The organism is Rhodococcus pyridinivorans (assembly GCF_900105195.1).
Lineage (GTDB): Bacteria > Actinomycetota > Actinomycetes > Mycobacteriales > Mycobacteriaceae > Rhodococcus > Rhodococcus pyridinivorans.
On record NZ_FNRX01000002.1, the window covers coordinates 931,693 to 956,628 of the forward strand.

General features: G+C 64.3%; 19 protein-coding genes, 7 pseudogenes and 1 other annotated feature. Of the genes and pseudogenes, 10 read left to right on the forward strand and 16 right to left on the reverse strand.

Annotated elements, in window-relative coordinates; translation table 11 throughout:
* Positions 1-184: 184 nt before the first annotated feature.
* Positions 185-925 carry a GntR family transcriptional regulator gene (locus BLV31_RS05045; protein WP_064060777.1) on the reverse strand — a complete coding sequence of 247 codons (741 nt, stop codon included), beginning with the start codon at positions 923-925 and terminating at the stop codon, positions 185-187.
* 265 nt (positions 926-1,190) lie between these two features.
* Between BLV31_RS05045 and BLV31_RS05050 the strand changes: the two genes are divergently transcribed.
* From BLV31_RS05050 to BLV31_RS05060, 3 genes are all read left to right on the forward strand, one after another.
* Positions 1,191-2,264: an LLM class flavin-dependent oxidoreductase gene (locus tag BLV31_RS05050; RefSeq protein ID WP_006551092.1), complete on the forward strand. Its 1,074-nt coding sequence runs from the start codon at positions 1,191-1,193 to the stop codon at positions 2,262-2,264.
* A gap of 29 nt (positions 2,265-2,293) precedes the next feature.
* A complete protein-coding gene (locus BLV31_RS05055) occupies positions 2,294-2,914 on the forward strand; it encodes a cysteine hydrolase family protein (protein WP_039584661.1) in 621 nt (206 codons plus the stop codon).
* A gap of 113 nt (positions 2,915-3,027) precedes the next feature.
* Positions 3,028-4,311, forward strand: coding sequence for an IS256 family transposase (locus BLV31_RS05060; protein WP_072740545.1), 1,284 nt, complete (start codon positions 3,028-3,030; stop codon positions 4,309-4,311).
* Between the two features lie 66 nt (positions 4,312-4,377).
* Here BLV31_RS05060 and BLV31_RS05065 read toward each other — a convergent pair whose 3' ends face one another.
* The 11 genes and pseudogenes from BLV31_RS05065 to BLV31_RS25765 all read right to left on the reverse strand — a co-directional run.
* The gene (locus BLV31_RS05065) at positions 4,378-4,818 is read right to left on the reverse strand and encodes a DUF1931 family protein (protein WP_174556302.1); all 441 of its coding nucleotides are present in this window, start codon (positions 4,816-4,818) and stop codon (positions 4,378-4,380) included.
* Positions 4,819-4,831: 13 nt separating this feature from the next.
* Positions 4,832-6,553 (reverse strand): FAD-dependent oxidoreductase, encoded by a 1,722-nt coding sequence (locus tag BLV31_RS05070; protein ID WP_039584658.1) that lies wholly within the window; start codon positions 6,551-6,553, stop codon positions 4,832-4,834.
* Positions 6,531-6,797, reverse strand: coding sequence for a UBP-type zinc finger domain-containing protein (locus BLV31_RS05075; RefSeq protein ID WP_072740546.1), 267 nt, complete (start codon positions 6,795-6,797; stop codon positions 6,531-6,533). Before BLV31_RS05075 ends, BLV31_RS05070 begins: the two co-directional genes overlap by 23 nt.
* Positions 6,794-7,246, reverse strand: coding sequence for a thioredoxin (trxA, locus tag BLV31_RS05080; protein ID WP_033097415.1), 453 nt, complete (start codon positions 7,244-7,246; stop codon positions 6,794-6,796). The genes BLV31_RS05075 and trxA overlap by 4 nt, the downstream gene beginning before the upstream one ends.
* Before the next feature lie 14 nt (positions 7,247-7,260).
* Complete coding sequence (gene clpB, locus BLV31_RS05085; protein WP_039584656.1) at positions 7,261-9,891, reverse strand: ATP-dependent chaperone ClpB; 2,631 nt, start codon at positions 9,889-9,891, stop codon at positions 7,261-7,263.
* A complete protein-coding gene (locus BLV31_RS05090) occupies positions 9,873-10,202 on the reverse strand; it encodes a chaperone modulator CbpM (RefSeq protein WP_039584654.1) in 330 nt (109 codons plus the stop codon). Before BLV31_RS05090 ends, clpB begins: the two co-directional genes overlap by 19 nt.
* Positions 10,199-11,131, reverse strand: a complete 933-nt coding sequence (locus BLV31_RS05095; protein ID WP_039584652.1) for a DnaJ C-terminal domain-containing protein — start codon at positions 11,129-11,131, stop codon at positions 10,199-10,201. The genes BLV31_RS05090 and BLV31_RS05095 overlap by 4 nt, the downstream gene beginning before the upstream one ends.
* A gap of 5 nt (positions 11,132-11,136) precedes the next feature.
* Positions 11,137-11,661, reverse strand: a complete 525-nt coding sequence (locus BLV31_RS05100; RefSeq protein ID WP_039584651.1) for a nucleotide exchange factor GrpE — start codon at positions 11,659-11,661, stop codon at positions 11,137-11,139.
* 8 nt (positions 11,662-11,669) lie between these two features.
* Positions 11,670-13,550, reverse strand: a complete 1,881-nt coding sequence (dnaK, locus tag BLV31_RS05105) for a molecular chaperone DnaK (RefSeq protein ID WP_039584650.1) — start codon at positions 13,548-13,550, stop codon at positions 11,670-11,672.
* Positions 13,551-14,374: 824 nt separating this feature from the next.
* A pseudogene (locus tag BLV31_RS25200) lies at positions 14,375-14,482 on the reverse strand (ATP-binding protein); the annotation flags it as partial.
* A pseudogene (locus BLV31_RS25765) lies at positions 14,470-14,918 on the reverse strand (IS21 family transposase); the annotation flags it as partial. The pseudogenes BLV31_RS25200 and BLV31_RS25765, both read right to left, overlap by 13 nt.
* 145 nt (positions 14,919-15,063) lie before the next feature.
* On the opposite strand from BLV31_RS25765, the pseudogene BLV31_RS05120 reads away from it, so the two are divergent.
* The 4 genes and pseudogenes from BLV31_RS05120 to BLV31_RS24400 form a co-directional block, all read left to right on the forward strand.
* Positions 15,064-15,351 (forward strand): annotated as a pseudogene (locus BLV31_RS05120) (transposase); the annotation flags it as partial.
* A 210-nt stretch (positions 15,352-15,561) separates the two neighbouring features.
* On the forward strand, positions 15,562-16,611 hold the full coding sequence (locus BLV31_RS05125; protein WP_064060056.1) for an IS110 family RNA-guided transposase: 1,050 nt from the start codon (positions 15,562-15,564) through the stop codon (positions 16,609-16,611).
* Positions 16,612-16,617: 6 nt separating this feature from the next.
* Positions 16,618-16,739: a sequence feature (AL1L pseudoknot), on the forward strand.
* Positions 16,740-16,794: 55 nt separating this feature from the next.
* On the forward strand, positions 16,795-17,175 hold the full coding sequence (locus BLV31_RS25770; RefSeq protein ID WP_161793619.1) for an IS3 family transposase: 381 nt from the start codon (positions 16,795-16,797) through the stop codon (positions 17,173-17,175).
* Complete coding sequence (locus BLV31_RS24400) at positions 17,172-17,651, forward strand: integrase core domain-containing protein (protein WP_081263344.1); 480 nt, start codon at positions 17,172-17,174, stop codon at positions 17,649-17,651. Before BLV31_RS25770 ends, BLV31_RS24400 begins: the two co-directional genes overlap by 4 nt.
* Before the next feature lie 114 nt (positions 17,652-17,765).
* On the opposite strand, the gene BLV31_RS05135 is transcribed toward BLV31_RS24400, so the two are convergent.
* Both BLV31_RS05135 and BLV31_RS25775 read right to left on the reverse strand, forming a co-directional pair.
* Positions 17,766-18,776: a carbon-nitrogen hydrolase family protein gene (locus tag BLV31_RS05135; RefSeq protein WP_039584647.1), complete on the reverse strand. Its 1,011-nt coding sequence runs from the start codon at positions 18,774-18,776 to the stop codon at positions 17,766-17,768.
* Positions 18,777-19,167: 391 nt separating this feature from the next.
* Positions 19,168-19,491, reverse strand: a complete 324-nt coding sequence (locus BLV31_RS25775; protein WP_072740548.1) for a helix-turn-helix domain-containing protein — start codon at positions 19,489-19,491, stop codon at positions 19,168-19,170.
* A gap of 141 nt (positions 19,492-19,632) precedes the next feature.
* On the opposite strand from BLV31_RS25775, the pseudogene BLV31_RS05145 reads away from it, so the two are divergent.
* Both BLV31_RS05145 and BLV31_RS05150 read left to right on the forward strand, forming a co-directional pair.
* A pseudogene (locus BLV31_RS05145) lies at positions 19,633-21,031 on the forward strand (IS1380 family transposase).
* 222 nt (positions 21,032-21,253) lie between these two features.
* Positions 21,254-21,601, forward strand: a pseudogene (locus BLV31_RS05150) (transposase); the annotation flags it as partial.
* A 20-nt stretch (positions 21,602-21,621) separates the two neighbouring features.
* Here the strand turns inward: BLV31_RS05150 and BLV31_RS05155 are convergent.
* Positions 21,622-22,847: pseudogene (locus BLV31_RS05155) on the reverse strand (transposase).
* A 247-nt stretch (positions 22,848-23,094) separates the two neighbouring features.
* Here BLV31_RS05155 and BLV31_RS05160 point away from each other — a divergent pair.
* Positions 23,095-23,559: pseudogene (locus BLV31_RS05160) on the forward strand (IS5 family transposase); the annotation flags it as partial.
* Between the two features lie 188 nt (positions 23,560-23,747).
* Here BLV31_RS05160 and BLV31_RS24405 read toward each other — a convergent pair.
* Entirely contained in the window at positions 23,748-24,737 is a 990-nt protein-coding gene (locus BLV31_RS24405) for a hypothetical protein (protein ID WP_064060065.1), read from the reverse strand.
* Between the last annotated feature and the right edge of the window lie 199 nt (positions 24,738-24,936).

Here is a 24,936-nt window from a genome sequence, read left to right on the forward strand (position 1 = left end):
AGACGTCTAGCTGCGAAGCTACTCCAGCGCGAATGGTGACGCAAGTCTCTGTCGGAGGAGGCTGGATCGCACTGTGGCGATCATTGTGATGCGGCGCTGCCTGAAGATACAGCGCCGCAGGCGGGGCGGAAGCCTGTAGGCCTGCCCGGTCGTGCAGAATCCGTTATAGGGAGCGGGCTCACCATCAGCGCGATGGCTGAGCACTCGATTCGTCGCGAATGACCGCAATCGTGCCGACGATATGGCGCTCCATCGCCTCACGCGCCGCAGCGGCATCGCGATTTCGGATCGCCTCGGCGATCTCGTGATGGTCGTGCTGGCGGTCGGGTAACGCACTCGCGAGCGGGTTGGTGATGCCGGCGGTGTTGATCAGGAAATCCGACAGATCCCACATCCGCTGACTGGTCTCCTCCATGATCCGTGAATGCGCCATCGCATGGATGGCGGCATGGAATTCCCTGTTGTGAACTCGGTATCCGTGGGCGCGGACCTCGGGGTCGTCGGAGGCGATCAAGGCATCGACGCGTGCAGAGATCAGATCCAGCTCCCGCACCTGCGCCTCGGTTCGCCGCGTGGCCGCCACCGCAGCAATGGCTCCTTCGAAACCACCGAACAGGGTGAAGAAGTCCTCGACCTCACGCGGGGTGTAGGAAACGACCTCGCACCCGACCTGGGGGACGATGTAGACCAGTTTGTCGCTCGAGAGGCGACGCAGGGCATCCATGACCGGCTGTTTGCTCACCCCGAATTCCTGCCGAATCGACTCGACGACGATCTTCTCGCCAGCTGTATAGCGGCCTTCGAGCAATCGGGTCTTCAAGATGTCGTAGAGCGCGGAGGACAGACGTGCCCCGGAGGTGCGGACGTGCGCAAGGAGGGCGGCAGCCTCGGTGCTAGCCGTCGGGCCGGGATCGGTCGAGGTCATCGGCTCAGGCTTTCCGTCGGTTATCGGGTGGTGCTGGGAGCTGAAGGCAGCGACTTGCATTCTAGTACTTGTGGTGTGAGTCACTGTGAGCTACGTTCATCTGGAACGCTAGCATTCCAGTTCGCGATCAGTGGGCAGCATCCCCGATTGCGGAATCCCCTCCGGAGGCATGCACACCCGTAGTGAGGCCGTCGGACACATCCCCGCTACGACGGGTAGGACGAGCCAAGTGCACACCCCTGGGCCCCGTGCAAGGAGAAAACTTATGGAATTCTGTATCGGCACCTGCGCCAAGATCGACCAGGTCGCGATGGTGAAGCAGGCCGAGGACCTCGGGGTCACTCACTTCGGTGTCGGCGAAGGCCCGTTGCTGTTCTCCGATCCGTACCAGTTCCTCGCCCTGGCTTCGCAGCAGACCACCGGCATCCACCTGGGCACCATGGTCACCAATCCATTGACCCGCATCGCCCCCGTCACCGCGAACTCCATGGCCACTCTCAATGCCCTGGCGCCAGGCCGAACCTTCCTCGGTATCGGTACCGCCAACAACGCGCTGCGTTCCATGGGTAACCGCACCGCGAAGATCTCCGAACTGTCCCACGCCATCGAGGTCTCCCGTGAACTGATGGCAGGCCACCGGGTCAACCACACCTGGCTCGGACAGTCCCGGGAAGTGGAGTTCCTCGACAAAGAAAGTGGCTTCTACAACGTCACCGACCACATCCCGATCTGGGTTGCTGCCGGCGGGCCCCGCGGTCTTGCCGAAGCAGCCAAATACGCCGACGCCGTCGTCTACTGCCTCGGACCGAACATCGACATGATCCAGATGATTCGTAGGCTCCTGGACAAAGCCGTCGCCGATGCAGGACGAGCCCCAGGCTCTGTCAAGCTCGTCTCGTTGTCCTGGTTCTACCAACTCGGCAACGGAGAAACCTGGGAAGACGGCGTCACCAACGGCTTCGGATCCGGACCGATCAGCTCATGCATCACCAACGCCGGACTGATGGACCAACACCGCGACGAACTCGGCGACTCGATCGTCGACGCCTCACTCACCGCCGCCCAGCAATACCTCGGCGACCCGAAATCCGCGGACCAACCGCACTATCTCGACGTCTGGGCGAAGTACCTGCGCGGCCTCGACCCCCGGCACCGTCCGATCATCACCAAGGAACTCGTCGACTACTGGTGCCTGTACGGCTCTCCTGCCGAGCTACGAGAAAAAACAGCCCTGATGCGCGAAGCCGGCGTCGACATCCTTCAAGTCTTCCTGTCCAACCCACGCACAGCCGCCCGCGACATCGACAACATCGGGCATTCGATCCTCGCCCACGTCTGATCCTTCCCCGTTCTGCCCAGGAGATACTGATGGAACTCGACCCGCGTACCACTGCGCTCGTGGCTGTCCACTGTCAAGGCGACGTCGTCGAAGCTACCGGCGCCTTCGCCGACTTCTTCTACCAGCAGGTGACCGAGCGCAAGGTCATCGACCGCATAGCCACGCTCATCACCGCCGCCCGTACCGCCCACACCACGATCGTCTACACCCGGGTCGCATGGAAGCCGGACTTGTCCGATCTCGACGCCAACTCGCCCCTACTCGGCATCGTCGCCCAATCCGGTTGCCTCAAGGAAGGCAGCGAACTCGCCGAGATCATCGAACCCCTCACGCCGCATGATGAGGACACCGTGCTCACTCACCAGCGCATCGGAGCCTTCGCCCGTACCGACCTCGATACCATCCTACGCAGCAAAGGCATCACCACCCTCCTCTTCGCAGGTGTGGCCACAAACGCCTCCGTCGAGGGAACAGCCAGGGTCGCAGGCGATCTCGGATACCGAGTGGTGATCGTCGAGGATGCATGCTCTGCGGCCACTCTCGCAGCGCATCAAGCCAGCATCGACTCCCTCGCGCTACTGGCCGAGATCAGCACCGTCGACGAAGTCCGCGCTGCTTTGGCTACGACGATCACCGGCACCCCGGTTTGACCGCCGACACCAGTTCTCGGGCACAGCGCGTCGATGCCTATCCGCCCTCACATTGCTGATCTCAGACGGGACTGTAAGAACAACGGTGTAACTCTGAAAGGAGATGCACCACCATGACCGATGTGATTGATCGTGAGGACGAATCGAACTCGGCACCTGTGGGTGTCAGCGATGCCCGGCTGCAGGAACTGGTGGATCAGGCGCGGGCCGAAGGCCTCCAGCTCACCGGCGAGGGCGGGTTGCTGGCGAAGTTGACCAAGCTGGTGGTGGAGTCCGCCCTCGAGGGCGAGATGGACGACCACCTCGGCTACGGCAAGAATGACCCGGCCGGCAGGGGCAGCGGCAACTCCCGCAACGGCAGACGCGCCAAGACCGTGCTGACCGAGGCCGGCCCGGTCGAGCGCGACGTACCCCGGGACCGGGAGTCCTCGTTCGAGCCGAAGATCGTGGCCAAGCGGCAGCGGCGGCTGACCGGGGTGCAGGACATGGTGATCTCGCTGTCGGCCAAGGGACTGACCACCGGTGAGATCTCTGCGCACCTGGCCGAGGTCTACGGCGCCGAGGTGTCCAAGCAGACGATCTCGACGATCACCGAACGGGTGATGGACGGCATGGCCGAGTGGCAGAACCGGCCGCTGGACCCGGTGTATCCGGTGCTGTTCATCGACTGCATCCACGTCAAGATCCGCGACGGCAACGTGGCCAACCGGCCGATCTACGTCGTGATGGGGGTGACTGTGGACGGCACCCGCGACATCCTCGGATTATGGGCCGGCGAGCACGGCGACGGGGAGGGGGCGAAGTATTGGCTTCGGGTGTTGTCGGAGCTGAAGAATCGTGGTGTGCAGGATGTGCTGATCGTCGTGTGCGACGGTCTGAAGCATCTGCCCGACTCGATCGGGCAGGTGTGGCCGCAGACCATCGTGCAAACCTGCGTGGTCCACCTCCTCCGCAATACCTACGCCTACGCCTCCCACAAGGACTGGGCCGAGATCGCCAAGGACCTCAAACCGGTGTACACCGCGCCGTCGGAGCAGGCCGCGCTGGACCGGTTCGCCGAGTTCAGCGACAAATGGGAGAAACGCTATCCCGCGATCATCCGGCTCTGGACCAACACCTGGGCCGAGTTCGTGCCGTTCCTGCAGTTCGACAACGCCATCAGACAGGTCATCTACACGACCAACGCCATCGAAAGTGTCAACGCCCGAATCCGCAGGGCCGTCAAGGCCCGCGGTCATTTCCCGACCGAGGCCGCGGCCCTGAAATGCGTGTACCTGGCCATCATGAGCCTCGATCCCAAAGGCACCGCCCGCCAACGCTGGTCCAACCGCTGGAAGGCAGCACTGAACGCCTTCGAGATCACCTTCGACGGACGCCTGTCCGCTGGACGAAAGTAGCTACAGTTCAACCAGTTACACCGTTAACTTGACAGACCCCCATCAGTGCCCGGTCGCTGGCTGGGTTCAGAGGAGTTGATGGAAGATGTCGAGGGTGACGTTCCACTCGGCGGTCCCGGGGTTTTTGCGGTCCGGCTGGATAGTGACGAAAGTGCGCGCCAGCGCCACGCTCAAGCCGCCGGCAATCAGCGGTAGCCGCTGCTCGGTCTCCTCGGAGAGGGCTACGTCCAAGGGCGGTCGGGCCGCCAGTTGGTCGAGCAGAGGTTGAAGTTCGATCTCCTCGTCCAGCTTCTCGAATCGGTCGATGCTCTCCTGCAGCCCCTTGGTGATCGGCAGGTCCCACGGTTCGATCACGTCCCGCAGGTTTGCCTTTGCCGAGGCCTTGCCGATGAGGATCACGTCGTAGATCTTGTCGTCGATGAAATCCGTATAGCGCTTGAGGTCGTTCCGGTCGACGTGCAGTCCAGCCGCTACCCGGAAGAACCGCTGGAATTTCACGGTGCCCATCACTGGCATGTCGTCAGCTCCTCTCGAAGTATTCATGGATTTGGCGAACCGCCATCGCTCCTTCACCGACAGCGGATGCGACCCGTTTCACCGAGCCGCTGCGGACGTCACCCGCCGCGAACAGACCGGGCCGGCTGGTTTCGAGCGTCCTCGACAACCCGGCGCCGATCCGCCGGTCGCCGTCCCCTCGGGCGCGGACCGCGTCCAGGCCCGTGAGTACGAAGCCGTGGTCGTCGAGTGCGATCGCGTCGGCCAGCCACCCGGTATGCGGCATCGCCCCGATGAAGACGAACAGGGCGTGCACCCCGATCGTGTCCTGTTCCCCCGTGCGATTGTCCTCGACCACAATTTCTTCGAGGTACTTCTCACCGTGGACCGTACGAACCTCGGTATTCCGGTGCACGGTGACGCGCGGATGGCGCTCGATCTGGTCGACCAGGTATCGGGACATACTTTTTCCGAGGTCGTCGCCGCGGATGAGCAGGTGAACGTGGGAGACATGGTCGGCGAGGAAGACGGTGGCCTGTCCGGCGGAGTTTCCGCCGCCGACGATAGCCACCGGGTCGGTGCCGCACATCCGCGCTTCCTGATGGGTTGCGGCGTAATACACGCTCGTCCCCTCCAGTGCCTCGATTCCCGGAACCGTCAACTTGCGATATCGCGCCCCGGTGGCGAGCACGAGGGCCCGGCCGCGGATCTCGCCGCCGTCCGCCAGTTGGAGCACATGGTTCCCGGCCTCGGATCCCAAACCGGTCACCTCCGCCGACACGAGAAGGCGGGTACCGAACTTCCCGGCCTGAATCACGGCCCGCTCGGCCAATTCGGCACCGGAGATCCCCGCCGGAAAGCCCAGGTAGTTCTCGATCCGGGAGGAGGTACTGGCCTGGCCGCCCGCGGCGATCGACTCCAGTGTCACCGTGTTCAACCCGTCCGAGGAGCCGTACACGGACGCGGCCAGACCGGCCGGTCCCGCACCCACCACGACGAGGTCGCACACGTCCTGGGCCGCGTCCGGGACCGGGACCGGAAGCCCGACGATGCGGGCTAGTTCCGCATTCGTCGGATTGCGCAGCACCTTCTCGCCGTGCCAGATCACGACGGGAGTATCCTCTGGGGCGACACCCAGGCTGCGCAGCAGCTGCTCCGCCCGTTCGTCCCGCTCCAGATCGATCCACCGGTGGGGCAATCGGTTGCGCATCGCGAACTCCCGAAGCCGCAACGTATCCGGGGAATAGCAGGAGCCGATGATCCGGAACCCCGAACCGAGCCCGATCAGCAGGTGCCGGCGCACCAGGTAGGCCCGCAGGATCAGATCGCTGAGCACAAGATCGTGGGCCACCAGCGCGCGCACCCGCTCGGCCGGGACGACGAGCACCTCGCCGTCCTCGATCACCTCGGCGGTGAAGAACGCCACCTGGCCATCCAGCAGTCCGAGCTCGCCCAGGAAGCGGCCCGGGCCGTGCACGCGCAGTATCCGGCGTTCGCCGTCCACGGCGCCCTCGTCGATGACCGCGACCTTGCCGGAGAGGATGACGAAGAAGTCGTTGCTGGGCGCGCCCTCTCGGATCAGCACCTCGCCGGTGTGAACCGATCGACGCGTGCCGCCGACCTCGAGCGTCGCGACCTGGTCGTCCGTCAGCCGTGGGAAAGCACCTTCCTCGTCCGGAGTCTCGTCGTCGACCGGCGGACTGTCGGGGACGGGTGCGGCGTCCTCAGACGAAGTTCTGGTCGACATAACACCACCGCCAATCCTCGCCGGGTTCCATCGACTGGACGATCGGATGGCCGATGCTGTGGGCGTGCGCGCTCGCGTGCTTACCCGGCGAGGAGTCGCAGCAACCGACGTGTCCGCACGTCAGGCACAGCCTCAGATGCACCCACGGGGTTCCGAGGCGAAGACATTCCTCGCAACCCTGCGGAGTCCGGGGCGCCACGGGCCGGATCGCGATCACATGTGGGTCCGCGTGGGCAAAAGTCATGAGTTCGCCTCATTGCCTGCTTTTTCCGAGAGCGCCTGATCGAGCCATGTGCGCAGCTGGGGTACCGGAGCGGCGCCCGCCTGACGAGCGAGGACCTCACCTCGGTCCATCACCAGCAGCGTCGGTACGGCGCGGACGGTGAACCGTTCGGCCGTCTGGGGTGCAGCATCCACGTCGACCTTGACGAGCTTGATCTGACCTGCGCGTTCTGTGGCGAGCTGCTCGAGCGCGGGGCTGACCATGCGGCACGGAGCGCACCACGTCGCCCAGAGGTCAACGAGTACAGGCACCGAGGATTTCTCGGCGACCTCCGCGAAGTCGCCGTCCCCGGCCGAGGCGATCCAGGGCAGCGGCTCGTGGCAATTTCCGCAGCGGGGTCTCCCGTTCCCGGCCGCCGGTACCCTGTTGACCTTGCCGCAGTGTGGGCACTTCACCGTGTCGGATCTCATGACGACACCCCTTCTCAGGCCGCGATGGCGGGTTCCGTATATGCGACGGACAGTTCGCCGTCATCGACCGTGACATCGATGGTGCCGCCCGGTTCGATTTCGCCGCGCAACAGCGCACGACCTATCCTGGTTTCGACCTCATGGGCGATATACCTGCGCAGGGGTCGTGCACCGTAGACCGGGTCGAAACCGTGTTCGGCGATGAGCCGGCGTGCTTCCGGTGTGATATTCAAGTGTATCTGTCTCTCTGACAATCTGTTCCGAAGGTCGGTGAGTTGTAGCTCGACGATATGTTCGATCTGGGGCAGTGTGAGCGGGGTGAACAACACGATGTCGTCGATCCGGTTGAGGAACTCGGGACGGAAGTGCCCGCGCAGTTCCGCCAGCACCCGCGCCCGGGCGTCCGGCTTGATCTCGCCGTCGGCTGTGACTCCGTCGAGGAGATGCTGGGATCCGATGTTGGAGGTCATGATGATCACCGTGTTCCGGAAATCGACCTGCCTGCCTTGGGAATCGGTGATCCGGCCGTCATCGAGCACCTGTAGAAGGGTATTGAAGACGTCGGCGTGGGCCTTCTCGATCTCGTCGAAGAGCACCACGGAGTACGGCTTGCGGCGCACCGCCTCGGTGAGCTGACCCCCCTCGTCATACCCGACGTACCCGGGGGGTGCACCGATGAGTCTGCTCACCGTGTGCCGTTCCTGGTACTCGCTCATGTCCAGGCGCACCATGTTGTCTTCGCTGTCGAAGAGGGCACTGGCCAGCGTCTTTGCGAGTTCGGTCTTCCCCACACCTGTCGGGCCCAGGAAGATGAACGAACCGATCGGCCGGCGCGGATCGCGGATACCCGACCTTGCTCTGATTACCGCGTCTGCGACCAGTTGCACTGCCTCGTCCTGACCGATGACTCTCTCGTGCAGGATCTCGTCGAGCTTCAACAGTTTCTCCCGCTCGCCTTCCTGCAGTCGAGCGACCGGGATACCCGTCCATGCGGCCACGATCTCGGCGATCTCGTCTTCGGTGACCACCTCGCGCAGCAACGGATTGCGGCCTTGCCTGGTGGCCAATTGCTCCTCCGCCGCCTTGAGTTTGCGTTCGAGCTCGGTGATCTCGCCGTATCGCAGCTCGGCGGCCCGATTGAGGTCGTAATTGCGTTCGGCCTCCTCGGCTTCGTGGCGCAACCGTTCCAGCTCTCCCCGTAGCTCCTGCACCCGACGGATCGCTTGGCGCTCTGCCTCCCACTGCGCGTGCCGGGCGTCGGCCTCGGCCCGCAGATCGGCCAGCTCCTTGCGCAGCTCGTCGAGACGCGCCTTGCTGGCCGCGTCCGTTTCCTTGGACAGCGCGGCCTCCTCGATCTCCAGGCGGGTCACCTTCCGGGTGAGCTCGTCGAGTTCGGCGGGCATCGAATCGATTTCGGTTCGTAGCCGCGCACACGCCTCATCTACCAGATCGATCGCTTTGTCCGGCAGGAAGCGGTCGGTGATGTACCGGTGCGAGAGGGTCACGGCGGCCACCAGTGCGCCGTCCTGGATCTTCACGCCGTGAAACACCTCGAGGCGTTCGCGAAGTCCGCGCAGAATCGAGATTGCATCCTCGGCACTGGGCTCGTCGACGAGAACGGTCTGGAATCGACGCTCCAATGCTGCATCGGATTCGATGTGCTTGCGATACTCGTCGAGAGTGGTGGCACCGATCATGTGCAGTTCGCCGCGGGCGAGCATCGGTTTGAGCATGTTGCCGGCGTCGAGAGATCCCTCGCCGCCGACCGATCCTGCGCCGACGACGGTGTGTAACTCGTCGACGAACAACAGGATGCGCCCCTCGGCCGCTTTCACCTCGGACAGCACCGCCTGCAGCCGTTCCTCGAACTCGCCGCGGTACTTCGCGCCGGCCACCAGGGAACCCATGTCGAGCGAGAAGATCGTTTTGTCGCGTAGGCCCTCGGGCACGTCGCCGCGGACGATCCGCTGGGCGAGGCCCTCGACGATCGCGGTCTTGCCGACGCCGGGGTCGCCGATCAGCACCGGATTGTTCTTCGTTTTCCGGCTCAGGATCTGCGTTACCCTGCGGATTTCGGCGTCTCGCCCGATGACCGGATCGAGTTTGCCTGCTCGGCCCTCGGAGACGAGGTCGCGTCCGTACTTCTCGAGCGCCTCGTACGCACCCTCCGGGGTGGCCGAGGTGACGCGCTGGTTGCCGCGCACTGTGGTCAAGGCGGCGAGGAAGGTCTCTCGTGTGACCCCATGACTGGCGAGGACCCGTCCGGACGCACTGGCCGATCCCTCCTCGGAGAGGGCCATCACGAGATGCTCCACCGACACGTAGGAATCCTTGAGTCGCTTCGCCTCCCGTTCCGCGGCGTCGAGCAGCTTGGCCAGGCGCTGGGTGATCATCACCTGACCGGGCGTCGCGCCGGGGCCGCTGACCTTCGGCCTGCGCGAGAGTTCACGTTCCAGATCGGAGCGTAGGGCGTCGACGTTCGCGCCGGCCTGCTCGAGCAGTCGGGGTACCAGCCCGTCCTGCTGATCGACCAACGCGAGCAGCAGGTGCTCTCCGTCGACCTCGGTGTGACCCATTCTGGTCGCTACGTTCTGGGCTTCCTGCAGGGCTTCTCGTGACCTTTCAGTCAGGCTGCCGGTGTCCATGGGGGTGTCCTCCTTCTGCGGGACGCTGCTTCGAGTTTCTCGATTCGATCCAGCAGATCGAGCACGAGCCCGATTGCCGAGTAGTTCAGGCCTAGACCCGTCCGCAACCGTTGGATGCGGGCAGCGTGGGCCACTGCTGACGGTTCGAACAATATTTCGCCGCCGGGGTCGCGGCGTGCGTCGATCAGGCCGAGAGCCACGAGTTTTCTTGCCAGGTCGGGGTGCAGCCCGGTACGTTCGGCGAAGACATCCAGCGACATTCCGGTACGGCGAACCAATATGTACTGGGTGACCGGGGTGGGGGTGCTCATGGCTGTTTCCTCGGGTCGAAGTTCGATTCGGCGGCCAACTGTTCGAACAGCTCGCGTTCGCGTGCTGTCGGTTTCGATGGCACCATCACCTTGATTTCGGCGTAGAGGTTGCCGTTGGAGCCTCGCGGGTTGGGCATGCCTTCTCCGCGCAGGCGCAGCTTCCTACCTGTCGACGAGCCCGGTACGACTTTGACTTTCGCCTCACCGCCGGGAGTGGGAACGGCGACCGTCGCGCCGAGGGCTGCTTCCCAGGGGGAGACGGGAAGGTCGACGTAGATGTCCCGGCCCTGTACGCGGAACCGGGCATGCGGTTTGATCCGGACCACGAGGTACAGATCCCCGGGCGGTGCGCCGCCGTTGCCTCGGCCCCCTTGCCCGGCCAGCCGGATTCTTTGGCCGTCGAGGACACCGACCGGAATGTCGACGTCGTATCGTCGTCCGTCCAGACGGAGAGTGCGTTTGCCGCCCCGGTACGCCTCTTCCAGGGTCAGTTCCAGTTCCGCTTCCTGATCGGCGCCGGGAATCGGGCCGTACGCGCCACCGCCGCCGAACATCTGTCCGAAGAGGTCCTCGAAGTCGACGCCGCCCTCGCCACCGAAACCTTGACCGAAGTGCACCCTTCTGCCGCCGGCCCCGCCCCCGCCGCCGTACCCACCGCCGCCGTACCCGCCTGCGCCGGCCCGGACCCGTTCGTCGTAGTCCTCGGGTACCCGCCGGAAGTCGTCCCCGAATCGGTCGTAGCGTTTCCGGGTGTCCGGGTCGGACAACACATGGTAGGCCTCATTGATCTCTTTGAACTTGTCTTCCGCAGTGGGGTCTTTGTTGATGTCGGGGTGATATTTGCGGGCAAGTCGGCGGTAGGCCTGCTGGATTTCGTCGGTGTCGGCGCTGCGCGGGACCCCGAGCGCTTCGTAGTAGTCACGCGCCATGGCGCTCACTCCTCAGGTCGGCTGACGACCACGGTGGCGGGACGCAATTGCTGTCCGTTTTCTCCGTAACCTGGCCGCAAGACCTCGATCACGGTCCCGGAGGGAAGGTCGGGTTGGGCCACCACACTGACTACTTCGTGGAGTTCCGGGGTGAACGGCACACCGACCTCGTCGTGGCGCTCGAAGCCGAGCCGTGACAGCACCTGCACCGCCTGATCCCGGATCGCCTTCACACCCTCGACGACGGCCTGAGGATCGCTATCCGCATGGGCCAGCGCGAGCTCCAAGTTGTCCAGGACAGGCAGCCACGCCGCCGATACCCTCGCTGTCTCCGCGGCGCGTTCACGGTCGAGATCTTTGGCATACCGCTTGCGCAGGTTGTCCAGATCTGCGAGTGCTCTGCGCCAGCGGTCCTCGAGTCGAGCCAGCTTGGCTTCGGTATCGGTGTGATCAGGCCTCGTCTCGGTCTGGTCCGTGTCAGTATGGTCGGTAGCCTGCTCGGTCGTCGAATGATCAGCAGATCTGTCCATCAGGTGCCTCAACTCCGATCGAACTCGGCGTCGATCACGTCGTCGTCATCCGACGACGCAGCGTCTCTTCCGCCGGTCTGGTATCCCTCGCCGCCGTTTTGAACCGCTGCAAGCCCGTAGAGCAACTGCTGCAGCTCCGAGGTCAGTGGCTCTACCTCCGAGGGTGGAGCACCGTCTTCTACAGCCTTCCTCGCGTCGGCGATCAACATCTCGGCACGCGCTTTCTCGTGCGGTGGCGCACTGTCACCCAGTTCGGCAAGTCGCCGTTCCACCTGGTAGGCAACCGAATCGAGGGCGTTACGTGCGTCGACCGCCTTGCGCAGCTCCTCGTCCTCACGCCGGTTCCGTTCGGCCTCGGCGAGCATGCGCTCGACCTCGCTCTGGTCGAGGTTGCCCTGTTCGCTGATCGTGATGCTCTGCTCCTTGCCGGTGTCTTTGTCACGGGCGGTGACGTTGAGAATGCCGTTGGCATCGATATCGAATGTGACTTCGACCTGCGCCTCGCCGCGTGGCGCAGGTCGGATGTCTTCCAGCCGGAACCGGCCCAGCACCCGGTTGTCGGCGGCGCGTTCGCGTTCGCCCTGCAGGACTACGACGTCCACGGCGGACTGATTGTCTTCCGCTGTGGAGAACACTTCGCTGCGTCGGGCGGGGATCGTCGTGTTGCGCTCGATGATCTTGGTCATTACCCCGCCCTGCGTCTCGACGCCGAGGGACAGTGGGGTGACGTCGAGCAACAGTACGTCGGAGACCTCACCTTTGAGCACGCCTGCCTGGACCGCGGCACCGAGCGCCACGACCTCGTCCGGGTTGACGCCCATGTGGGGATCCTTACCGCCGGTGAGCCGGCGAACGAGTGCCTGTACCGCCGGAATGCGTGTCGAACCACCGACCAGGATCACCTCGTGGATGTCGTTGGCGGTGATCTTGGCGTCACTCATTGCCTGCTTTACCGGACCGAGGCAGCGTTCCACCAGATCTGCCGTCAGATCCTCGAACTTCGATCGCATGATCGTGGTGGTGAGGTGTTTGGGGCCGTTCGCGTCTGCGGTGACGAAGGGCAGGTTGACCTGGGCTTGAGTTACCGAGGACAACTCGACCTTGGCCTTCTCTGCCGCCTCGAAGAGTCGTTGCAGCGCTTGTGGATCCTTGCGCAGATCGATGTTCTCCGCGCTCTGGAACTCGTCGGCGAGGTAGTCCACCAGGCGCCGGTCGAAATCGTCTCCGCCGAGGTGGGAGTCGCCGGCCGTCGAGCGAACCTCGACTACTCCCTCGCCGACATCGAGCAGGCTCACATCGAACGTGCCGCCGCCGAGGTCGAAGACCAGTACGGTCTCGTGGGTCTGTTTGTCCATGCCGTACGCCAATGCCGCCGCGGTCGGCTCGTTGATGATCCGCAGGACCTCGAGGCCCGCGATCCGGCCGGCGTCCTTGGTGGCGTTGCGCTGCGCGTCGTTGAAGTAGGCCGGAACGGTGATGACCGCTTCCTTGACCTTCTCGCCAAGGAACTTGCTGGCGTCGTCGACGAGTTTGCGCAGCACCAGGGCACTGATCTCCTCTGGTGCGTACTTCTTACCTCGCACGTCGAATCGTGCCTCACCGTTGTCGCCCGGTACGACGTCGAAGCTGACCGCTTTGGCCTCCTCGGAGATCTCGTCGAAATGACGTCCGATGAAGCGTTTCGCCGAGTAGATCGTGCCCTTCGGGTTCAGGATCGCCTGTCGTCGGGCCAGCTGACCCACCAGGCGCTCGCCGCTATCGGTGAATGCCACCACCGACGGCGTCGTCCGCGCACCCTCGACATTGGAGATCACCACCGGTTCGCCGCCTTGCCAGCTTGCGATGACCGAGTTGGTGGTGCCCAAGTCGATGCCTACCGCAGTTGCCATGATTCATTCCTTTCGATTGGTCCGGCCGGTGAGTCGGCGGACGGCTTGGTCCGCGACTTCGACGTCGGCGAGGACTTCGGAGTGCCGTGGTTGTGTAGGGACATGGTCGTAAGGACTGGGAACGAGGTGAAGTCGCGCTGGCTGCCCTGTCCTGTGATGCGTGCATGACCAGGCCGAACGGAGCGCCGACAACGGCACCGAAGATCGGCGCGTAGAAGCTGAGATCGAGGCGTGTACACGGCGGCCGGCCTCGGTGGAGTAATCCAAAAATCCAGCCTAATGGTGTAGCTGTCCACGCGCCTGCGGCGGCGCGGGCGCGGCCCAGCGGTAGTTCAGTGTGCCGATGACCTATTCGACCGGCTCCCGCCACTGGACTCTGACATCACCTCCCTGCCTGATGGGTTGGCCGGCCAGAATATCTCCGTGTGGTGCCGCTGCCGCGGATGCCTGGGGTTTTGCGTAGGGGCAGTCCCAGTGTCATCCGATGCGGTTCGGCCGCAGTGAGAATTGTCGCGTCAGGATTGCGTGAGTCCTGCATGTACCTAGCCTCTACTCGGTCCGGGGCACTTCTCAGTATCGCCCAGAACGGTGCCTACCGTCATGGAATGGGGGAATCGACGCGGCGGGCTCAAGTATTGGTCGTAACCCTGCTGATTGGAGAGAAGTGTGCGGATGGGACGAAGAGAGCAAGACGGGAGTAGAGTGTCGACAACGCTTGAATTCGAGGCCGATGCGACGGTGGAGAACGAGAGCACCGTGTCGGTGTGTGGCTAGTCTGCCTAATTCTCCATTCTGATCCTGGGAAGACTGTCGATTCCGCGTCCTCAAAGGCGGTAGCTGGCACCTTTGAGCGTCAACACGTCGGCGTGATGGACGATCCGGTCGATCATCGCGGCGGCGACGGCCTGATCACCGAAGACTCGACCTGACCTTCGTCGCCCGGCGGGACCGCTCCGCGGGGCATCGTGGCTTTCGACGCCGCGACCCGTTCGGCGAATCGCGCCGAAATATAGCGACGCACAGTTGATTCCGATACCGGGACACCGTGGTCGTCGCGCAGTCGTTGGGCGATCGTTGCTACGGTCACCGACTCGTCGAGCTGGCCTTCGATCCAGGTGTGGTGGGCGGCGATCGCCGGCCAGGTCACCGCCCGCGCCGTTGGGTCCACCACTTAGGGGAACCAGGCCCCGATCAACTCGCGCCACAGGTTCTCGTCGAATCTGTGGCCGTCGCCGGGGGCAGCCCCGCCGCCAGTGCCAGGGCCAGGTACTTGCGGATGGTTTTGCGGTCGAGTCCCAGGGCTGTCGAGATCTGCACCTGGGAGCGGCCGGCATGCCAATGCCGGAACAACTCCGTCAGATCGGTCATCGTCCGCGTTCTCCTTGCCACCGCCGGGCCCCTTCCCAGGTCCTCGGTGGACCTCGGGAAGAAGCGAACCTGCAGCAGCACCCGCGCCCCGACTGAATCGCCCCGGGTCTGTCGGAGGCTCTCGAACCTGTGAAGGATGAAGAGCATGGCAGCACCACGGAAGTACAGCGTTGAGCTGAAGGAACGAGCAACGAGAATGGTCGTCGAAGCCCGCCAGGATCCAGCGACACGGCCGGGAGCACTCAAACGGATCGCCGATCAACTCGGTGTGCACCCCGAAGCGCTCCGGACCTGGGTCAAGCAGGCCGAGGTCGACGGCGGCGTGCGCCTCGGCACCACAACCAGCGATGCCGAACGGATCGCACAGCTCGAACGGGAGAACCGCGAGCTGCGGCGGGCGAACACGATCCTCGAGCAGGCCTCGGCTTTCTTTGCGTCAATGCCATCCTGAACAGGCCCGGCGGGACTCGCTCGTTTCTTTGCTGCCCCAACCTCGGTTGGTGGCTTATCCCGATGTGCGGCCCGCCGGGCCCCGGATGGTCGTCCGCGTGGCTTGATAGAAGCGTGCCGCTGATGCCCGATTGAGGCGTGCCCAATGACGACTGCCCGGGCGCCCCGTTCACCCACGGATCGGAGTCGTCAGTTGATCATCATCGGAGTCGATGCTCACAAATCCACCCACACCTTCGTCGCAGTCGACGAGGTCGGACGCAAACTCGGACAGCTGACCGTCAAGGCCACCACCGACGGTCACCTGTCCGCGATCGAGTGGGCCTCCCAGTGGCCGCAGCTGCAGTTCGCGCTCGAAGACTGCCGCCACGTCACCCGACGTCTGGAAGCGGACCTGCTGCGCCGCGGACACTCGGTGGTCCGGGTGAAGACCCAACTGATGGCGGTGCACCGACGCAGCGCCCGCGAACCGGGCAAGTCCGATCCGATCGACGCACACGCGGTCGCGATGGCCGCGCTACGGGAACCGAACCTGCCGATCGCACGACTGGACGGCCCCGCTCGCGAAGTCAAACTTCTGAGCGATCACCGGCACGACTTGGTATGCGAGAGAACCAAACTCATCAGCCGACTGCGCTGGCACCTACACGAACTCGACCCCGAACTACACATCCCGCTCCGCGGTATCCGACGGTACCGTGTGATGGACGAGCTTGCCGACCGGCTTGCACAGTTCACCGGTGTGGTCGCCCAGATCGCTGGTGAACTCCTGGATCGGTGTCGGCAGATGACCCGTCAGATCAACGACCTCGAACAACGGATCCGCGACCGTGTCCGCGCCTTGGCACCGTCGTTGCTCGACATCCCCGGCTGCGGAGTTCTCTCCGCAGCGGTCATCATCGGCGAGACTGCCGGCGCGCACCGCTTCCACTCCAAGGACGCCTACGCGAAGTTCAACGGCACCGCCCCGATCCCGGTCTGGTCGGCCCAAGAGCGGGTGCGTCTGAACCGGGGTGGCAACCGCACCGTCAATGCGGCCCTGCACGCCATCGCCATCACCCAAGTCGCTCGCGGTGGTCCGGGTAAGGACTACGTCGCCAAGCTACAGGCAGCCGGAAAGACTCGGCGGGAGGCGGTGCGGTTGCTCCGCCGCCGTATCTCCGACCGAGTGTTCCAGATCTTGCGTGCCGACGAAGCCGAACTCGGAAAGGTCGCGAACGCATCGATTTTGGCGGCGGCTTGACATAGAAGCATCGCGGAGATCGACCGCCCACAGCGCTGATCGTGGAATTCATCGCTGCTCACCGCGATGAACACGGAGTCGATCCGATCTGCGCGGCCCTGCGCGAGACAGCTGCCCAGATCGCTCCGTCCACGGTCCGAGCTCACCTGAGTCCCCAACGAACGGAATCGGCCCGTGCGGTGCGTGACCGTCAGGTTCTGTCCGTCCGAGATCCGGAAGGTTCATGCCGACAATCTCGGCGTGTACGGGGCCCGCAAGGTGCATGCGAGTCTGAAACGAAAGGGGATGGCAGTGGCCCGATGCACCGTGGAAAGATTGATGAAAATCGATGGGTTACAGGGAATACCACGATTGAAGGGTCGGAAGACCACACACAGTGACGGCGCCGAGACTCCGCGGCCGGCAGATCGAGTACAGCGGCGGTTCGTCGCCGACGCACCCAACGTGTTGTGGGTAGCGGATCTGACCTACATTCGCACGCACTCGGGGTGGGTCTACGCCGCATTCGTCCTCGACGTGGGGGCACCTCCCTGGACGAAGTCCTTGGGGGAGTCTCCCGGATGATCGTCGGTTGGCAGGTCTCGGCGTCGATGCGCACCGATCTGGCCCTCGACGCCTTGGATATGGGGTTGTGGGCGCGCCGACGGGCCGGCCAGGATGTTGCCGGGTCGATTCACCACAGCGACCGCGGTGTGCAGTATCGAGCGGTGCGCTACACCGAACGCCTCGATGAATGCGATGCGGTCTCTTCCGTTGGTTCCAAGGGTGATTCGTATTACAACGCGATGGCGGAGGCGTTCAACTCGTTGTTCAAGGCCGAGTGCATCGGCAACCCTGTGATGCGGCCACACGGGGGCTGGCGGGGCGTTGAAGAGGTCGAGTGGGCGGTCGCCGAGTACATCGACTGGTTCGATCACCGCCGCTTGCATGGCGAGATCGACCACGTTCCGCCTGCCGAGTACGAGGCGACCCACTGGGCGAATCACACGGCGGCTGACTACGGTGAGACACCGGTCCTCGCTGAGGCCGGAACCAGATAGCCGAGCCTCCGCCGAACTCGGGGCGATTCATATCACACCGAGCGCCTATACCAAAGAAAACAAGTCCGCCGGCCGACAATACGGTTTGAGTCTCGACAGGCAGACTCGCCACTGTTAGCGGACCACTTCAACCGATCCGACTCGATTCTCTGCCGCGGCATCAAGGCCGGCCCGTCGACCGGCACGACGGTAGTAACGCTTGGCACATATGTTCTGGTGGTGCCAGTATGCGCGTAACGCCAAGGGAAGCCTGGGCATCCAGAACGTTTCTTCGATGGTTTCTGTCGGCTGCTGCGCACCGATCATGATGTCAGCGACGACGATGCCGGCGCCCTCGGCGGTATTGCGCGAGGCCAGGATGTTTCCTTCGGCATCGACAATTTGTGTTGCTCCGACGTAGTTGGTGTCGTACGGAGCTGTCATCGATGTGCCAGGCAAAAGCATGAAGTCGGTGCGGAACTGCCCGCAATGGGATGCCTGCAGGACTGGAGCTCCGACTCGGCGGGCAAATTCGGTGGGAGCATTCTCCGAAAGGTACCTGTTGTATTGCGACAACGGACCAAACATGCGGTCGACGAGACCACCCCAATTGTTGGGGGTTGTCCACCAGTGTGTGCCGGTCATGACGACATCGACTCGGCCAACGAGCCTGCGGGCGGTCTGATTGCGGATCAGCTCCCAACAGACGGCCGCACCCATGCGGCCAAGGCTGGTTTCAAATGCTCCATCGTCGTTGCCGGGGCCGTAGAAAGCGTTCTCCCACATCGTGGGCAGATCTTTGTCGTGCAGATGGGTTGTGCCATCGGGCTCAAACAGGTGGTAGCGATTGTAGATGTTGTCGTCCTCGGCGATCAGCATTGAGCCACCAATGTGACAGCCATACCGTTTTGCCGCTGCCTTGAACATGTCGACGGCCGCGTTTTGGGGCGGGAGAACGCTTCGATGCGCTTCACTGCGAAACGGCAGCGGAGACGTAGCAAACTCTGGAACCCCAATGAGTTTAGCGCCCTTGCCGGCCGCTTCGGCGATCATCGCATCCAGTCGGCGCATGTTCTCCGCGACGTCGCCAGGGACCCCTTCGAACTGGATGGCCGCGGCCTTCGTGGGCTGCGCTGTGTCGCTCACCGAATCTCCTGAGGTCTATGACGGGATTGTTGAGTTCCCGGCAGGCACGTCGCTCCCCTTATCCTGCAGAAGCGAACTTTACCTTGCGATCATATGGTTGCTCGGCGTCGGCCTGTCAAGGAACCTTGGGATATGGAGCTATCGCGCTTGCCGTGATTCGGTTGGTGTACTTGTTCATACGCAGTGGATGATGCGCTTGCGGAGTAGGTCGGAGTGTGCACCGCTGCCATGATGAGCCCGCGAACTGCTGCGGAGCCGTCGAGAAGCAGCATGGCGGATTGCCTACGCTGCGTCTGCCTGAGACGGATTCAACCACATTCATCCGAGACGGATATTGCGGCCTGTGTCTCCACGGCATGCTCTGCACGCTCGGATCGTGGGGAGGATCTGTCTATGCGCGTGGAGCTTTGCTGGGCGCTGCTTGGTCGCTCTCTTGATCGGCGTTTGGTCCGGCATTCAATGCGTACAGAAAAGCCGCCGTGTCACGTGGACGCCGGACATCAAAACCGGTAAGTTCGCGTAGTTTCTCCAGCCGGTTCAGAACGGCGTTTCGGTGGCAGTAGAGCTGGTTCGCCACCCTTGACACTGTGCCGTCGCCGTTGCAGTATGCGAGCGCGGTTTCGATGAGGGTCGATGCGTCCGGGATACTTTGGAGGGCGCCGAACAACTTGGACGCCAAAGCGTTCACGACGAGCGGTGTCTGCGCTGCAGCCACTGCGAGCCACGCGTCTTTTAGCCTGATTCCACCGAAGGATCGGCTGCACAGCAGCGTGTCGAACTGAAGAAAGTGCCCCCTGAACTGGGAAGATTGGAGTTCTCACACAACAAATCCGCCAGTTCAGGAAAGGCACTTCCGGTGAAAGTGTCCCACAAGTTCATCGACGGCTCGGCCGTGTTCGACGAGGACAACCTCGTCTCGTGCGCCGGCCTGGTCCCGGTCATGGCCTTGGCCGAACACACCCGCCTGCCGGACCTGCTCGCCGAGAAGGTTTCGATCACCACCACGAAGGTCGCGTCCGGGGCGGCGAACCCGGGCCCGAAACTGCTCACCCTGATCGCCGGGATGTGCGCCGGCGCCGACAGCATCGACGATATCGACCTGCTGCGCTCGGGCGGCATGAAGCATCTGTTCGCAGGCGTCTATGCGCCCTCGACCGTGGGAACGCTGCTGCGCGAGTTCAGCTTCGGTCATGCCCGCCAGCTCGAATCCGTGCTCCGCGAACACCTGATCGCACTCACCGCCCGGGTCGAGATCCTGCCCGGCCTGGCCGAGCAGGCGTTCATCGACATCGACTCGCTACTGCGCCCGGTCTACGGACACGCCAAACAAGGCGCGAGCTACGGACACACGAAAATCGCCGGCAGACAGATCCTGCGCAAAGGCCTGTCCCCGCTGGCGACGACACTCAGCACGGCGGACTCCACGCCGATCATCACCGGGATGCGACTGCGCGCCGGGAAAGCCGGATCCGGTAAAGGTGCAGGTCGGATGGTCACGCAGGCCATCGTCACCGCCCGAACAGCGGGCGCAACCGGTGCCCTCGTGGTACGCGGTGATTCCGCCTACGGCACCCGCTCGGTCATCTCGGCATGCCTGCGCGCGAAGGTGTGCTTCTCGCTCGTCCTGGCCAAGAACACCGCGGTCCAACGCGCGATCGACTCGATCCCCGACGACGCGTGGACCCCGGTGAGATATCCCGGTGCCGTGCGTGACCCGGACACCGGAGCGTGGATCTGAAGATGCCGAGGTCGTCGAAACCGCCTACACCGCTTTCGCTTCGACCAAGACTCCGGTCACCGCCCGGTTGATCGTGCGTCGCGTCAAAGACGCCCGCTTCCCCGACGCGTTGTTCCCGGTGTGGCGATATCACCCGTTTTTCACCAACACCACTACCTCGGCCGCCGACGCCGATGTCACCCATCGCCGGCACGCGATCATCGAAACCGTCTTCGCCGACCTCATCGACGGTCCGCTGGCGCACATGCCGTCGGGGCGCTTCGGGGCGAACTCCGCCTGGGTGCTCTGCGCGGCGATCGCCCACAATCTGCTGCGCGCCGCCGGTGTTCTTGCAGGTGGTGGGCATGCTCGCGCCCGTGGGGCGACGCTACGCCGCAAGATCGTCAACCTTCCCGCCCGGTTGTGTCGACCGCAACGAAAACCGATCTTGCGGCTTCCCATGCACTGGCCCTGGTCGGGCGCATGGCTTCGATTGTGGACCAACACCATCGGTCACAGTCCGCCAGCTATCGACTGAACACAGATCGACCCGCCGAGACGGCACGACCGGGACCGCATCGTGGAAAAGCTGGGCAGACCAGCGGTCACCGCATGCCCGCAACTGCTCATACATCCACTCGCCCGGCCGGAACGGGCATCGGCATCACGTCGGTGGATTCAGGTTTAGGAGTCCAGGCGACGTTTGGTTGAGAGCATGTCTCTTATGGACTAGATCGTTTGTGCGGCATAATGCACTGTCGTGGTCGATGCGTTGTCTTCCCGGCTGGTGCCGGATGCGTTGTGGGAGATCGTCGAACCGTTGCTGCCCGGCTTCCGGGCGCGGCCGCAGGGCGGAGGCCGGGCGGCGATCGATGATCGGGCGGTGTTCACCGCTATCGTCTATGTGCTTACCAGCGGCTGTGCCTGGCGGCACCTGCCACCGTCGTTCGGGGTCAGTGTTCCGACCGCACACCGCCGCTTCACCGCCTGGGTTCGGGCCGGGGTGTTCGACGAGATGCACCGCCAGGTCCTCGATCGGCTCGGCGCCGGTGGGGACCTGGACTGGTCCGCCGCGATCCTCGACGCAGCGCACGTGCGGGCGAAGAAGACATCCCAGGAGCTTGGGTGTCAAGCAGCAGCCTTCTCGGCGTGATGCGCCCAGGCCGTCGTTTCGTCGTAGTGGGTGCGGGACTTGAGGCATCCGTGCAGGATGCCGACGAGTCGGTTGGCCAGCTGCCGTAGGGTGGGGCCGTGATCGAGTCCTCGGGCGCGTTGTTTGTCGTGGTAGGCACGGGCGCCGGGAGAGGCGTGCAGGGCTGAGAACGCCTGTGCGTTCAGCGCATCGACGAGCCGATCATTGTGGACGAACCGGGCCGCGACGACCTTCTTTTTGTCGGAGGCGCGGGTGATCGGACTGGTGGCGGCGTAGTTCTTGCGAGCCTTCGCGGTGGCATACCGTTCCGGGTCGTCGCCGAACTCACCGAGCACCCGGGGACCGAGCAACGATCCCAGCCCCGGTTGGGACAGGATGATCTCAGCGTCTTCGGTGTCGGCCACAATGGGCATCGACCTGCCCTTGCAACGCCTTGATCTCGTGATTGAGAGTGCTCAACACGGCGACGGCGGAGCGGGTGGTCGCGGCGTAGGCGGTGGTGATCACCGCCGCCCGGCCCAGGTGTTCGCCTCGCAGAGCTGCCTGGATCCGATCGGTTTTGGTCTCGATGTCGCGACGGCGGGCGTTCCGCAGCGCCGCAGCGATCTGGCCCCGCGTCAGCCGCGCCGCCGAGGCCGGGTCCGGTGCCTTCCCGAGCAGGTCGAGGGCATCGACTGCGTCGAGGTCGTCGAATGCCTCCAACGCGGCCGGGAAGTACTCGCGCAGCGCGTGGCGCAGCCGCTGGGTCTGGCGGGTGCGTTCGAAAGATCAAGGCCTTGTGCGCCCGGGCGAGGACCTTGATCGCCTCGGCTTCGGCGCTGTCGCCGGCCACCGTCCGCAGCTTGTGTGAATCGGTGCGCACCATGTCGGCCAGCATGTGGGCATCGGCGGCGTCGCTCTTGGCACCCGAAACACCGCTGCGTTCCCGAAAACGCGCTGCCTGCAACGGATTCACCGCGAACACTGTGTACCCTGCGGCTACCAACGCCGCCACCCACGGGCCACGGTCGGTCTTGATTCCGATCGCCACCTCGGACTCGTCGACATCGTCGCCGAGTTGTTCGCCGACCATCGCGTGCAAACGCGCGATCCCGACTACTCCTTCCGGGAGTCGCGCCTTGCTCAGCCTCCGTCCGGCCGAGTTCATCAGCTCGACATCGTGATGCTCTTCCGACCAGTCATCTCCGACGAACAACTGCATTGAGCTTCTCCCATCGTCCTCGAACTCGACCACGTTCGGCAGCGTGCGGAAGAACCATCTGCACCCTAATGAAGCAGTGCTCACGCCGGAGCGGGCACGACATCCCATCAGCGATTCCGTTCTCCCGGCGGACGGGCAGGGGCACGATCTTTTTCAGGACTCCACGTTGTCCAGGGGGAGAAGTGCTCACCTGCCCGCCGCTACCGGTGACGAGTCTGCCGTATGATCGTGACCCGCTGACTCTCATCAGGGGGGCTCTCTAACCGGTCCCAGCCCGGTCGATCGAGGTAAGAACGGCTCGAAGATCCACATCCTGTCCGACGCCGAGGGCATTCCCCTCGTCACGGCGGTGACCTCGGTGAACACCCACGACAGTGTCATGCTGCAGCCGATGGTCACTGCGATTCCGGCGGTGCGTTCGCGTCGTGGTCCGCGTCGTCGCCGGCCCGGCCGGTTGCGGGCGGACAAGGGTTACGACTATCCCGTACACCGCCGGTGGCTGCGGGCACGGGGCATTGTTCTGCGGATCGCCCGTCGCGGCGTCGGCAGCAGCGAGCGCCTCGGCCGGTACCGGTGGAAGATCGAACGCACCCTGGCCTGGCCCACCGGCTACCGCCGACTGACCATCCGCTGCGAGCGTCACGGCGAGCACTTCGCTGCTTTCCTCCAACTCGCCGCGGCGTTGACCTGCTTCAAGAAACTCGCCAAATGAGACATTCTCTGAGTCACCGGGCCGATTCCGGCCCGGGATTACGGAGGTCGCGTTCACGTCATTTCGTGAAAGTGGCCTCCGCGTATTGACGGTGTCCGGGTCAGCGGCCGCGGCGAGATCGACTAGCGCCCGCAGTCCGCGGTCGGTGGAATTCGATGCGGCGAGGATCTCCACCTCGGTCTCATCAGTTACAGCACGGCCCTCTGTCGGATCGTGGCGAGCACATGGTCGGCGGCCTCGGCGGCGTCGGGGCCGCCGGTGCGCAGCACATCGCCCGCGGTGATCGGGGGGTCGGCCAACAGTGCCGGTTCGCTGATCGCCGCGGTGCGCCACAGGGTCGGGTCGGCCGGGACCTGCACGGCCAGGGAGTGTTCGGCTTCGGTGGCGGGACTGAAGCCGGCGTCGGTCAGGTCGACGAATCGATCGGTGTAGAGCATCGCCCGGGTCGGCAGCCGCCACGGGGCGTACACATCGGCGGCGGGATCCCCACTGACCAGCACCGGCATACCTTGTCGGGTGCAGAATTCGACCGCGGTGGTGGCCTGTGCGATCACCGGGTCCAGGCCGTACCAATAGGTCACGGCACCACCGGGACCCGGATAGACGGCCAGATACTCTGCCAGCAACGCCTCGGGGGAGTCGGCGAGCCAGCCGTGTTCGGTACGGCGCACCGCCTGGAGCTGTTTGAGGGCATGCGAGACCGCCTGCTGGGAGACCCCCAGCAGCTCGGCGAGCCGGTGTTGGGTCTGCGCGGTGTCCGAGAGTAGCAGGGCGCGGGCGAGTGCCCAGCGCACCCACGGTTTCCGGCCCCTCGCAGCACGAACAGGGGCCGCCGCGGCGGACGCGGCATCGGTCACGTCGTAGCGCTCGCCGGCGAAGACGAGCAGGTCCTGGTTCACGGCGATCACATCGACTTCGCCGTTCGTTGCGAGAGTCCGCAGATGAGCGGTGGCGCGTGGGGTCACCACGAGTAGGCGCCGGGCCGGGTCCGGCTGTGCGAGCAGTCGGGTGAGGATCGTGGGGGTTGGTGGCCGCCGGGATGCCCGCATCCGGGTCGGCAACTCTCGGCCGTCGGGCAGGGTCAGGTCCCAGGCGTCGAGGGAACCGGAGGGCAGGCGGATGCCGGCGCGGCGCAGCAACGCGACGGCGTCGGAGAGAACCTGTGCTGTCTCGTCCATGTCGTCCCCCATTCCCTCGTCGCTGACGCTTTACAAGCGTAAGTGAAAATAGCACCTTATCTTGTATTGCCTGATAAATAGGTGACGTTCTCGAGTTCTATCCCGGCATTCGGCCGTGATAGGCGTGGCGTCGGTGGTGTCCTGCTCCTGAGATGGGCCACGGACGAGGATGGCGGTAGGCAACCGCAGCTACCACATG

Coding starts and splice junctions, on each gene's coding strand:
- BLV31_RS05045 (WP_064060777.1), bottom strand. CDS start 925: ATGACCTCGACCGATCCCGGCCCGACGGCTAGCACCGAGGCTGCCGCC.
- BLV31_RS05050 (WP_006551092.1), top strand. CDS start 1,191: ATGGAATTCTGTATCGGCACCTGCGCCAAGATCGACCAGGTCGCGATG.
- BLV31_RS05055 (WP_039584661.1), top strand. CDS start 2,294: ATGGAACTCGACCCGCGTACCACTGCGCTCGTGGCTGTCCACTGTCAA.
- BLV31_RS05060 (WP_072740545.1), top strand. CDS start 3,028: ATGACCGATGTGATTGATCGTGAGGACGAATCGAACTCGGCACCTGTG.
- BLV31_RS05065 (WP_174556302.1), bottom strand. CDS start 4,818: ATGGGCACCGTGAAATTCCAGCGGTTCTTCCGGGTAGCGGCTGGACTG.
- BLV31_RS05070 (WP_039584658.1), bottom strand. CDS start 6,553: ATGTCGACCAGAACTTCGTCTGAGGACGCCGCACCCGTCCCCGACAGT.
- BLV31_RS05075 (WP_072740546.1), bottom strand. CDS start 6,797: ATGACTTTTGCCCACGCGGACCCACATGTGATCGCGATCCGGCCCGTG.
- trxA (WP_033097415.1), bottom strand. CDS start 7,246: ATGAGATCCGACACGGTGAAGTGCCCACACTGCGGCAAGGTCAACAGG.
- clpB (WP_039584656.1), bottom strand. CDS start 9,891: ATGGACACCGGCAGCCTGACTGAAAGGTCACGAGAAGCCCTGCAGGAA.
- BLV31_RS05090 (WP_039584654.1), bottom strand. CDS start 10,202: ATGAGCACCCCCACCCCGGTCACCCAGTACATATTGGTTCGCCGTACC.
- BLV31_RS05095 (WP_039584652.1), bottom strand. CDS start 11,131: ATGGCGCGTGACTACTACGAAGCGCTCGGGGTCCCGCGCAGCGCCGAC.
- BLV31_RS05100 (WP_039584651.1), bottom strand. CDS start 11,661: ATGGACAGATCTGCTGATCATTCGACGACCGAGCAGGCTACCGACCAT.
- dnaK (WP_039584650.1), bottom strand. CDS start 13,550: ATGGCAACTGCGGTAGGCATCGACTTGGGCACCACCAACTCGGTCATC.
- BLV31_RS24400 (WP_081263344.1), top strand. CDS start 17,172: ATGATCGTCGGTTGGCAGGTCTCGGCGTCGATGCGCACCGATCTGGCC.
- BLV31_RS24405 (WP_064060065.1), bottom strand. CDS start 24,737: ATGGACGAGACAGCACAGGTTCTCTCCGACGCCGTCGCGTTGCTGCGC.